Source organism: Paenibacillus sp. Marseille-Q9583 (assembly GCF_976954365.1).
Window position 1 is genome coordinate 1 of record NZ_CDRJTB010000111.1, and the last position, 10,876, is coordinate 10,876.

General features: G+C 44.1%; 10 protein-coding genes. 3 read left to right on the forward strand and 7 right to left on the reverse strand.

The genetic code is table 11. The features are described 5' to 3' along the window. The first annotated feature begins 53 nt into the window (after positions 1–53). On the forward strand, positions 54–1,739 hold the full coding sequence (locus tag ACWNM1_RS29140; RefSeq protein ID WP_449603725.1) for a CPBP family intramembrane glutamic endopeptidase: 1,686 nt from the start codon (positions 54–56) through the stop codon (positions 1,737–1,739). Positions 1,740–1,846: 107 nt separating this feature from the next. On the opposite strand, the gene uvrC is transcribed toward ACWNM1_RS29140, so the two are convergent. Continuing rightward, a complete protein-coding gene (gene uvrC, locus ACWNM1_RS29145; protein ID WP_339267016.1) occupies positions 1,847–3,799 on the reverse strand; it encodes an excinuclease ABC subunit UvrC in 1,953 nt (650 codons plus the stop codon). Between the two features lie 121 nt (positions 3,800–3,920). Next, on the reverse strand, positions 3,921–4,238 hold the full coding sequence (gene trxA / locus ACWNM1_RS29150; RefSeq protein ID WP_042130884.1) for a thioredoxin: 318 nt from the start codon (positions 4,236–4,238) through the stop codon (positions 3,921–3,923). A gap of 358 nt (positions 4,239–4,596) precedes the next feature. Here trxA and ACWNM1_RS29155 point away from each other — a divergent pair, with 358 nt between their 5' ends. Then, positions 4,597–4,752, forward strand: a complete 156-nt coding sequence (locus ACWNM1_RS29155) for a YqzM family protein (protein ID WP_143759540.1) — start codon at positions 4,597–4,599, stop codon at positions 4,750–4,752. 165 nt (positions 4,753–4,917) lie between these two features. Here the strand turns inward: ACWNM1_RS29155 and dnaI are convergent, their stop codons facing one another. The 3 genes from dnaI to ACWNM1_RS29170 all read right to left on the reverse strand — a co-directional run bounded on the left by dnaI (position 4,918) and on the right by ACWNM1_RS29170 (position 8,020). Further along, positions 4,918–5,874 (reverse strand): primosomal protein DnaI, encoded by a 957-nt coding sequence (gene dnaI / locus ACWNM1_RS29160; protein ID WP_042191560.1) that lies wholly within the window; start codon positions 5,872–5,874, stop codon positions 4,918–4,920. Positions 5,875–5,892: 18 nt separating this feature from the next. Continuing rightward, positions 5,893–7,431, reverse strand: a complete 1,539-nt coding sequence (locus tag ACWNM1_RS29165; RefSeq protein WP_042191562.1) for a DnaD domain protein — start codon at positions 7,429–7,431, stop codon at positions 5,893–5,895. 292 nt (positions 7,432–7,723) lie between these two features. Next, complete coding sequence (locus tag ACWNM1_RS29170; RefSeq protein WP_042130887.1) at positions 7,724–8,020, reverse strand: YuiB family protein; 297 nt, start codon at positions 8,018–8,020, stop codon at positions 7,724–7,726. A 416-nt stretch (positions 8,021–8,436) separates the two neighbouring features. Between ACWNM1_RS29170 and hemQ the strand changes: the two genes are divergently transcribed. Beyond that, positions 8,437–9,189 carry a hydrogen peroxide-dependent heme synthase gene (gene hemQ / locus ACWNM1_RS29175; protein ID WP_042191564.1) on the forward strand — a complete coding sequence of 251 codons (753 nt, stop codon included), beginning with the start codon at positions 8,437–8,439 and terminating at the stop codon, positions 9,187–9,189. A gap of 50 nt (positions 9,190–9,239) precedes the next feature. Here the strand turns inward: hemQ and ACWNM1_RS29180 are convergent, their stop codons facing one another. Together ACWNM1_RS29180 and ACWNM1_RS29185 are read right to left on the reverse strand one after the other, a co-directional pair. Beyond that, entirely contained in the window at positions 9,240–9,518 is a 279-nt protein-coding gene (locus tag ACWNM1_RS29180; protein ID WP_042191567.1) for a hypothetical protein, read from the reverse strand. 1 nt (position 9,519) lies between these two features. Continuing rightward, positions 9,520–10,713: an NAD(P)/FAD-dependent oxidoreductase gene (locus tag ACWNM1_RS29185; RefSeq protein ID WP_042130890.1), complete on the reverse strand. Its 1,194-nt coding sequence runs from the start codon at positions 10,711–10,713 to the stop codon at positions 9,520–9,522. Positions 10,714–10,876 lie beyond the last annotated feature (163 nt).

The following is a 10,876-nucleotide window of genomic DNA, read 5'->3' on the forward strand; positions in this document are numbered from 1 at the left end:
TGGCACTAATACTATAATGGAACATACATTGTCAGTTTACAAGGAGGCGTTACATGAATCCCGTTGGCCAGCCCTTACAGCAACGTGCCCTCTCCAAGAGGCTCATCATCTCGGGCATTATCGGTCTTATTCTATTTATTATGTTTCAGATTGCTCCCTCGGTGCTAAATAGCCCTGCCGGGGAAGATACTACTGTCATCAGCAAGGCGGAAGCCCGCGACAAAGCCATATCATTCGCAGAACAAAAGCTGAACTACACCAAAGCACCAACCGATCAGTGGAATGTACTGTACGATACAGACTCTTCCTTTTATGGTTATATGTCCCGCGAGAAGCTTTTGGAGGACTATACAAAAAAGAAATTGGATCAACGATATCCTTTTGACATCTTTCGTGTAACACTTAGTCCTTCAGCGGAACAAGAGCCACTGATCTCCGTTGACCTCAATATGTACACTGGCGCAGTTGTCGCCTTCAAACAAGGTGCAGAAGGATCAGGTGCCGGATTACCAAACAATGTATCCACCAGTGCAAAAGAAGAGGACAAGGGTACTACCTTATCACTTGCACAAAAAGAAAATCTTGCCCGTCCCTGGCTTCAGGAATGGGATGTAAATCCCGCCAAGCTGCAAATTGAATCGAATACGGGAAACTACGGGCTCGTGTATACAGATCGTTCCGTTCAGATCGGCGAATCCTTACTACACTATTATTTCGATTTCACTGGCGAACAGGTATCCAGCTTTAAAGCAGGATTCACCGCTCCAGCCTGGCATACCTCCTATGTAAAGGACCAGACCTCTCTCGCGGAAAAGTTTACTTTATTCGGCTACGGTCTGCCTACTTTAGCTTTAGGAATTCTGGCACTCATCTACAGCATACTTAGAAGAGAACATACCTCCTTTAAGCGTGGAATATTCCTAAGCTCAGCTTATTTTATAATCATGATGATCAGCACCTATAATATGCTCCCTGAATCCTCAGGCGAAGGACTCGAGGCTCAGATAACTTCCGTCATAATGTTCATCATTTATGCCTTATATAGCCTCCTAATGTCCTCGCTGCTCTATTTTTCTTTAGTTGGAGGGGACGGCCTATGGAAAAAAGAAGAGGGGATGAACCCATGGCCTCGTGCTAAAGAGCCTGGCTATGGAAAATATGTTCTGGACAGTATCCGGGCTGGATACGTCTGGGCATTCGTGCTGCTAGGAGTGCAGACCCTTATGTTCATCGTATTATCATTTACCTTGCAGAACTGGTCCACTACTGATGCTACTCAATCTCCTTACAACATGAGATATGCTTGGCTGCTGCCCATCGTTGCATGGCTCGCTGGTTTATCCGAGGAAGCTATTTATCGTTTTTTCGGAATTCCTATGTTGAAAAAGGTATTCCGTAGCACATTCATTGCTTGCCTGATCACCACGCTGGTTTGGGCGTTTGGCCATACGCTGTATCCGATCTATCCCATCAGTTCCCGTCCTATTGAGCTGACCGTGATCGGTTTGCTCTTTAGCTATATATTCCTTCGTTACGGCTTTATTGCCGTCATGTTCAGTCACGTCGTGTTTGACAGCATTCTGATGGGCGCTACCCTGATCTTTATGAAGGAAAGTGTGAATGTAGGGGCTGGTATCTTCGCGATTATCATGCCGTTCATAGTCGCCTACATCGTCTATCGGTTTAATCCACCGCAAAAATCAGAACCTAAGCCGGTTGAACCTACATCTGTAATTTAAAGAAGTAACGGGTGGATAACCTATAATATAAAAAAGGTGTCACAGCAGAAAACTGCTGTGACACCTTTTTTATATTTACGTATACATCATTCCAGTATTTCGAATGCCTATGTCGCTGGCTCTTCATCCTTGAGCGCCTCAAGAATTTGACTAGCCAGCTTTTCGCCAATAGAAAGTGATTTAAAATCCTCTATGGAGGCTTCTTTAATTTTCTTTAGCGATCCGAAATGCTTAAGCAGCGCCTTGCGCCGCTTTTCCCCTATACCTGGTATGGAGTCCAGTTTAGAAGTAACCATGGACTTCCCACGTTGTTCACGGTGGAAGGTGATGGCGAATCTATGCACCTCATCCTGAATCCGTTGCAACAGATAAAATTCCTGACTATCCCGAGCCAAAGCGACAGGTTCTGGCGGATCTCCAACCAAAAGCTGAGCCGTCTTATGCTTATCATCCTTAACGAGACCACAGACCGGAATGAATAACCCCAGCTCGTTCTCCAGAATATCAATAGCTGAGGATATCTGCCCTTTACCACCATCGACTACAATAAGATCTGGTATCGGCAGGTTCTCTTTCAGCACCCGTTCATACCGCCGACGGATGACCTCGCGCATCGTTCCATAATCATCCGCACCCACCACCGTACGAACCTTATATTTACGATACTCTTTTCGTGCGGGCTTGCCATCAATGAAGACAACCATCGCAGAAACCGGATTAGTCCCTTGAATATTCGAGTTATCGAACGCCTCGATCCGGCTTAAGCGTTCGAGCCCCAAGCTCTCGCCTAAGCTCATTGCAGCACCAGAGGTACGTACTTCATCTCGTTCAATAAGCCGGAACTTCTCGTCAATTGCGACTGTAGCATTTTGGCAGGCCATACCGACCATCTGCTTCTTGAGGCCACGCTGTGGCACTAGCACTTTGGTGCCGAGCCACTCCTGTAGAATAGAGGCGCCACCTGCAGCATCAACGACACCTGCTGCTGACGCTTCCGCAGCGGCCATTTCACGTGCCTCAACTTCTTCAGGCGATTCGGGGGTATCTTCCCCCTTTTGTAGATCTTCTTCTGCTGGAGCAGCAATGACAATCGCCGGTTTAGCTTCTTTATCAACCACTGCTTCCTCGTCAAGCACATCCGGCAGAAGAATCTCCTGCGGCAGAGCAGGATTATCACTGTAATACTGCGTCACATAAGACATAAAGTCACTGTAGGCCTCCCCATAGAACGGAAAGACAGAGGAGTGGCGCTGAATCATCTTCCCTTGTCTCATGTACAGAATCTGTACACACATCCATCCCTTGTCTACCGCATAACCAAATACGTCACGATCCTTAGTATCTGTGGTGTTAATCTTTTGTTTCTCCATCAATGCATCTATATGGATAATCTGATCCCGCAGTTCCTTCGCACGTTCAAAATATAATTCTTCAGCAGCTTCCTGCATCTTCTGCTGTAGATCCTTCTTAACCGCATCATGACCTCCGCTCAGAAAAGCAGCGATATCTTGCGTAATCTGCTCATACTCGGATTTCTGCACTTCCTTCTCACAAGGCGCCAAGCATTGGCCCATGTGATAGTAAAGACAGACTTCCTTTGGCATTACGCCACATTTACGGAGCGGATACATACGATCGAGGAGCTTTTTCGTTTGCTGTGCAGCATAACCATTAGGATAAGGGCCAAAATATTTTGCTTTATCTTTAATCACCCGGCGTGTGACTTCAAGCCGAGGGTGAGTTTCATTCGTTATTTTGATATAAGGAAATGTCTTATCGTCCTTCAAAAGTACATTATAACGCGGCATATGCTTCTTAATCAGATTGCACTCGAGAATGAGCGCTTCCATGTTACTGGACGTAACAATATATTCGAAATCAGCAATGTTAGCGACAAGCCGCTGAGTTTTACCATTATGACTGCCTGTAAAATAAGAGCGAACCCGGTTCTTAAGCACCTTCGCCTTACCCACATAAATAATGGTGCCTTCTTCATTCTTCATCAGATAGCACCCGGGCAGGTCGGGTAATAGAGCCAGTTTGTTGCGGATATTGTCCAAAATGATCCCCTCCAGCTAAATTGGACCCATAATTAATTGGCATTCAGCACACAAAACGCCTCCGGAATGAACCGAAGGCGCTGAGCGGCAGGGCCGAGGCCCGAACAGTAGCATTTAACAATTATTGATGTTTAGCTACGATATTTTTCAGGGATTCTTTGGAGTTCAATCCCACAACTTTATCTACCGGTTGACCGTCTTTGAAGAAGATCAGGGTTGGGATACTCATCACGCCAAAACGGGAAGCCGTTTCCGGATTCTCATCCACATTCAATTTTGCAATCTTCACGCTGTCTCCCAGTTCTGCGGACAATTCGTCCAAGATTGGAGCAATCATCTTACAAGGACCACACCAAGGAGCCCAGAAGTCTACTACTACAGTACCTTGACCTTCCACTTCGTTACTGAAGGTTTGGTCAGACACGTTCACGATAGCCATGATATTGTTCCTCCTCTAAAGTTTTACGAAACATTAATCCACTCTAAACCAAAGCTTAGTTTATGGAAGCTGCTCCGAAAATATAAGTTAATAAATTGTTTCATGTAATATGATAACCAAATTACCACTTACCGACACAATTCCAGTATAACATATCTTTAAGGGATATGTTATATATCACATACAATTATATTGCCCTCAAACTAATTTTATTTACGTTACTCTTTTCTTTACAATCTCCCCAGCCTTTCGGTATACTCTAAGAAAGCGCATTAAATGTCAATGACTTATTTCATAATGGTCAACTCAATTTGCATCTTAACAATACAGGTATAGTCCCTGTAAGGAGGCAGAAGCTATGGATGTCAACGCGCAAGCACGGGACCCACGAGAACATATCAACGAAGAACCCCGCAATGATCTAGGCGATTTAATGAATGGATTTTTCGGAATGACTGCATTTATGACCGTTGTCTTTTTCGGCATGGTTATCATTAAGTTCATTTCGGAGTAAGGGAATCATCGCAATATAAACAGAGGCCGTCTCAAAAGTAGTGAATGCTACTTAGGGGGCGGCTTCTTTTTTTTGAGAGTAAATAAGAAAAACAGAGAGCAGCGATTCTCCAATAAAAGGAGAATCGCTGCTCTTTTGAATGTTACGGTTATGAATATTTCGAGTTTATCTAATCGTCCCCCGTTGATTCTCCCCATGCAGTGGAATGACATCCACAAAAGGAGCAATACGATCCATCAAACGTTGGCCTTTATAAATCTCCTCGCCATCCTTGCTTGTAAAGCTAAGATGTTTCTCCAATCCATCGAGCGGATAATTCGAGGTATAGAAGGTTGGCTTACGGTTCATCCGATAATTCAGAATCGCACCAAGCACATGATCACGCGCCCATGGATTCAAGTTCTCCGCACCAATATCATCAAAAATAAGTAAATCGCAGTTTTTCAACGTATCTACGGTTTCCTTCATCTTCTGGCCGTCCATCATGATCGACTTCAAATCCTCGATAAAATCTGGCATATATACGATAACTCCAGTATAGCCGGCAACAGCAAGCTCATGAAGCAAGTAACACATCAGAAATGTTTTGCCTGTTCCGAAAGTCCCATGTAAATAAATCCCGCGCGAGGTCAGACCCTCTTCTTTAACGCTCGTGATATAATCAAATATTTTATTAACAGCAGAGACCCGGCGTGGATCCTTGCCCATAATATCTATTTCATCATAACCGCCATTGAGCACACGCTCGTCCACATAAAAGCTACGGATACGTTTGCGGATGCTATCCTGATTATCCTGTGCCACTTTAAGACGGCATGCCGTCTTGCGTTCATATAAGTCCGCCGAACCATTCACGCTCTCTACCGTAAGTTTGCTAAAGTGACCAGGGAAATCATTCGGACATTTTTCTAGTCCCGGACAGTTCGCACAGTGGCGGCTTTCCTCTACATATTGATACAGGCGGCTCATATGAAGCCGCAGTCGCGAATCATCTAACTCTGGATGTTCAGACTGTAATGCCTTCACAAGTGGATGATTGAATAACTCCTGTTCAAGATCGCGTTGACGCTGCCGTAGAGTTGGATTGTTGATCGAACGAAGCACATCGCCCATAGACTCCATAGTTCCACCTCTCTTTCATTATGGCGCTTGGGAAACGCCTTTTTTCTTGTTGGCTTTAATTTCTGCCGCTTTCTTCATCATCGCCGCGAATTCCTCTTCCGATACCGTTCCGGCACTTCCATCGTCCAGCACAATCGGAATTTCCGGTTTAGCGGATCGACCTGTATTTTTAGCATATGAACGTGATCGAGATCCCGCCGCCGTGTTAGTTGTAGCTCCCTTGCCTTTCACTTTGGACTGATCCCTGATATATTTTACAGCCTTTTCGTAGGTGTTCACCTGTTTAACCAGCATATTGGAAGCGATAGCCTCCACAAAATTGCGGTTCATTCGCTGTTCTCCACCTGAGGCTACCATAGTCATTAAGTAATGAATAAGTACATTGATTACTTCACCGCTTAGCTTATAGTTCAAATCTATTTTCTCGAACATATCCATCAAATGACTGGGTACTGCACCTGGGAAAAAAGTTTGAAGCAGCCGTGTATAAGGTTCGTTCCGCAGCATCATATTATATTGGTGGATGTCACATTTGGACAAAAATTGTGGTGGTACTTCTACATAATACTCCATCTCTACAGATTGCTCCGGTGGTGCTATAGAATCATCATTCTCTTCAGAGGCACTGGAACGGATGGAAACAACCTTAGCAGCAGCAACTTCACGCTTTTCTTGTCGTTTCATATCCTGCCTGAAATGCTGGCTCGCTTTATATTGCAGTGCATCCAGAATAACCTCGCCATCCGGTGAGAACACGCCATCTTCATCCAGCAGACGACATAAATCCTGCGGACTGAGTTCGTACTTATGAGCTACATAGTTAATAACACCCATTTGAGTATGGTCAAAACGCAGTTTTTCTACATGAGCCCGGTTCACGGACTCCCTTGGAAAACGCAAAATAATATCACTATATCCAATCGCTTGTTCTCCAGATTCACGCATACCAGGCTGACGCACAGTGGCTACTTCTGCAAGTGCCTGCTCCAGCTCATAATCAATAACATGTGTATTAAGCTGAAAAATATCATAAAAAGGCACGGAGATATTCTCTTTGCCTATGGATCTGCGACTCCACTCTTCTGGCTCTCGATTCCAGAATTGTTCCCGTAAGGACAGCACAGCAAATTTGCCGATTTTATCGCGTAACAGCAACGTCAAATGCTGAGTGGCAAAAAAGTCAGCTGGCGATAGCGGCGGCATAAGCTCATATTCATATAAGTAATCATCGGTTTCCGGCACATAGATTCGACAGGTCTGTAGCAGACCTACCGCTTCTAACCGGGAAGCCTGATCTATTAAATATTTGCGGCCTTTCTCATTTGGTTCAACGCCTAGCGTCATAAATAATCTGCGCTGTTGCTCCACTCCAGAATAGCCAATGCTATCTGCTGGTACATGTTCAACCAGCAAGCGATAGAAACTGATTGCAAAAGCTCCTACCATAGGCTGATACACAGAGCTAAGCATACGTCCATCTATAACACTAAGACCAAATTCGCGGGAAACGCAGTACCGATGATGTTCGGTGAAATGATGTAAGTTACTCATGCGCATCTACGGATACCCCCTTGTTTTCACGAATTCATACAGGATTCTATTCTATCATAAAAAACGTCGCCGGAAATGTAAATAAACTACCAATTCCGACTCTTTTCGCTATATAATCAGCTTTTTCATACGATTATCTACCTCTATTAAACAAGAAGAAACGGCTTCACTGTCCCCTGGAAGAGGAAGGTTCCGTTTCTCGCTGAATTCCAAAATTGATTCTTAGCGTAGAACTAAAAGCTTATATGTTCAAAAAAACGACTCTCACATCAGAGCCGCAGGTCTTCCAATTAAATCTTTAAAACATCTTGTAACCGCCAAAGCGCAGTTTTTGAATGGTCCATCCACTCAATATAGCACCTGCAAGACCAGCGACACCAGTTAAGTAATCAACAAAGTGGAAACTGGAGAGATGCTCCCAGAGCGACATCGCGCTTCTATCCCAAATGGAATAGACTACGACGGGTAGAATAATAAGTACGAATAGATAAGCGGGAAACCAGGTTGTCTTCATTAACATGTTAAGAATAAATCCAATACCAAACATCATCACAAAGAATAAAACGGTTAGGATAAACACTGGAATAAACCCCATCTTACCGTCACTACCCCTTTCTATAAAGAAGCGCACATCTTATACGAGCTAGTAGTAAGTTTACTAGAAAAAATGTCACGAAGCAATGAACTTTATTCAAAATTAGGTCTAATACTCTTACAACGGAATGTCATCATTTGCTCTAAGCAACTTGATTGCGATACAATGCATATAGATTAATAAATCATACATAGTCTATGATGCAGGAGCTTCGTAGCTAGTTTTACGCGACGTTATTTCAAGCGGAGCCTATGCTTCGTAAAACTAAGCGTATGCTTACGATGTGAGTTTTACGCGACGATATTTCAAGCGGAGCTTATGCTTCGTAAAACTAAGCGTATGCTTACGATGTGAGTTTTACGCGACGATATTTCAAGCGGAGCTTATGCTTCGTAAAACTTTTAAGGAGTGAGATCATGAACGAAGCCGCTATGACACTGGAAGGCTGGTATGCATTGCATGACTTCCGCTCACTGAACTGGACCGCATGGACGGCAGCAGATGATGAAGAACGTGCCGTTGCTCTGGAAGAATTACATGCTTTTATGCAAGAATGGAGTCCTGTCGAAGAAGCCAAACAAGGCAGCTCCGCGGTATATTCCATCGTTGGCCAGAAGGCCGATTTCGTAATGATGTTCTTGCGTGAAAGCTTGGAAGATCTGAACCAGCTTGAGACGGCCTTTAACAAAATCGCTTTTGCTCAATATACAACTAAAGCCTATTCCTACGTAAGTATTGTTGAATTAAGCAATTACCTTGCGGGGGGCAGCGATGGTAGTGATCCTATGCAGAATCCGCATGTTATCGCACGTCTAAAACCTGTTTTGCCGCAAGCGAAGCATATTTGCTTCTATCCAATGAACAAGAAACGCGAGCTCGCCGATAACTGGTATATGCTTGATATGGATAAACGTCGGGAACTGATGGCTTCTCACGGATTAATCGGACGTGGTTATGCTGGTAAGGTAAAACAAATTATCACCGGCTCCGTAGGTTTTGATGATTGGGAATGGGGCGTAACCCTGTTCGCTGAAGATCCGCTGCAATTCAAGAAGCTGGTTTACGAAATGCGCTTTGACGAAGTCAGTGCTCGCTACGGTGAATTCGGACCTTTCTATGTCGGCAACCTGCTGACTGAGGATTCTTTTGAAGAAATGCTTAAACTGTAACAAAAAGGGTGAGTCTCCAGATCTTTATGGAGACTCACCCTTTTTAAATGCTATAACGAAGTTCCTGCTTCCTCATCCTCTTCGCTGTCATCTTCATCATCACGCAGACTTTCCAAATATTCAGCCGTAGCCCTGTCACGCGCTCGCCCTTTTTCCTTTAATCGTTCAATGCCAGGGAGAATGAGCAGATCAATTTCCTTTTGAACAACATACGCTAGATCGTACTGATTCTGATCCTCCAGATAAGATCCAACCTCAATCAGTCCGTTATATCGGTCCAATTCTTCTCGGGTCAGCAATCCACGTACCTGCACGCTGCAGTGACGCATCTTATAAGAATCTTCCTTTTTTCAGAACCAGCGGAATCCCACCGATAATGAACAAATAGCGCATATCCACAACTTTTTTCAATTGAGCTGCAGTCCAGCCCTTGTAAGTTTTGCTGCCAACTACAGCAATCCCTTGACCTTTGCCTAGAGAAGCTACTGTTCCTTTATTGCTGAATGCGAATTTCTTTGGTTGTTGATTACGGATCGCAGCCACCAAATTATGTGCACAGCACTCTCCCTGTTGCATAGCAATTTGTGCCGTTGGCGGATAAGGACGCCCTTCTGGGTTAATCATCAAGGAGCCGTCTCCAATAATGAAGATATTGTCTTGGCCTGGTGCACGTAAATATTCATCTACTTTCACACGTCCACGCATAGCTTCAAACCCTGCAGCTTCAATCAGACGGTTTCCTCGAATTCCGCCTGTCCAGACAATTGTAGAAGCCTTAATCTCTTCGCCTGATGCCAGAATTACACCGTTTGGTAGACATTCCTTGATCGCAACGCCCATCTTGAATGTAACCCCCTTCTTAGTGAGCAGGTTCATCGCATACTCAACAAGTTCAGGAGCAAATCCAGGCAGAGCTGTTGGAGCAGCTTCTATGTTATATATATTTACCATGCTTGGATCAACGTCAAATTCTTTGCACAACCCAGGGATGCGGTCAGCTAATTCGGCCACAAATTCAATTCCGCTAAAGCCGGCACCACCGACTACGAAATTGATATGCTCCTGTGCATTGTTCTCGTTCTTATATTTTGCAAATTGATACTCAATATGTTCACGAATCAAACGAACGGAGTTGATGCTCCGGATCGTCAGTGCGTATTTATCAAGTCCTGGAATACCGAATGTTTCAGGCTCTCCGCCCAAAGCAATGACGAGATAGTCATACGAAAGAGTACCATCCTCCAAAATAATCTTTTTCTGCTGGGTACGAATTTCCTGAACAGATGACTTAACGAGATCGATCTTGAATTCATCGATTAGTTTAGAAATAGACACCCGAGTGTGTTCAATACTATCTGTACCCGCGGCAGGCATATGTAGATGGGTAGTAAAATAGTGGTACTCGTGACGGTTTACGAGCGTGACATCCGCTTCATTATAGTTCAAAGCCTTCTGTAAGCGCTGTGCGGTCAAAATACCCCCATAGCCCGCGCCTAAGATTACGATTTTGGGAATACTACTCATGTTCCGGCTCCTTCCAAGAGGTAAATCTGTCTTTGTATTTTTTATTGAAACAATGTACGGTCCTTTTTGTGAATTTATACACTTATATTTAGAAGAAATTCCAATCAAACTTAAAGGATTTCTAAATTGACCATATCCATTGTAAACCTTAGTGTACTATTAA

Excerpts from the sequence above, each read along its gene's own strand:
- ACWNM1_RS29140 (WP_449603725.1), top strand. The coding sequence starts at position 54 with ATGAATCCCGTTGGCCAGCCCTTACAGCAACGTGCCCTCTCCAAGAGG.
- trxA (WP_042130884.1), bottom strand. The coding sequence starts at position 4,238 with ATGGCTATCGTGAACGTGTCTGACCAAACCTTCAGTAACGAAGTGGAA.
- ACWNM1_RS29155 (WP_143759540.1), top strand. The coding sequence starts at position 4,597 with ATGGATGTCAACGCGCAAGCACGGGACCCACGAGAACATATCAACGAA.
- dnaI (WP_042191560.1), bottom strand. The coding sequence starts at position 5,874 with ATGGAGTCTATGGGCGATGTGCTTCGTTCGATCAACAATCCAACTCTA.
- ACWNM1_RS29165 (WP_042191562.1), bottom strand. The coding sequence starts at position 7,431 with ATGCGCATGAGTAACTTACATCATTTCACCGAACATCATCGGTACTGC.
- ACWNM1_RS29170 (WP_042130887.1), bottom strand. The coding sequence starts at position 8,020 with ATGGGGTTTATTCCAGTGTTTATCCTAACCGTTTTATTCTTTGTGATG.
- hemQ (WP_042191564.1), top strand. The coding sequence starts at position 8,437 with ATGAACGAAGCCGCTATGACACTGGAAGGCTGGTATGCATTGCATGAC.
- ACWNM1_RS29180 (WP_042191567.1), bottom strand. The coding sequence starts at position 9,518 with ATGCGTCACTGCAGCGTGCAGGTACGTGGATTGCTGACCCGAGAAGAA.
- ACWNM1_RS29185 (WP_042130890.1), bottom strand. The coding sequence starts at position 10,713 with ATGAGTAGTATTCCCAAAATCGTAATCTTAGGCGCGGGCTATGGGGGT.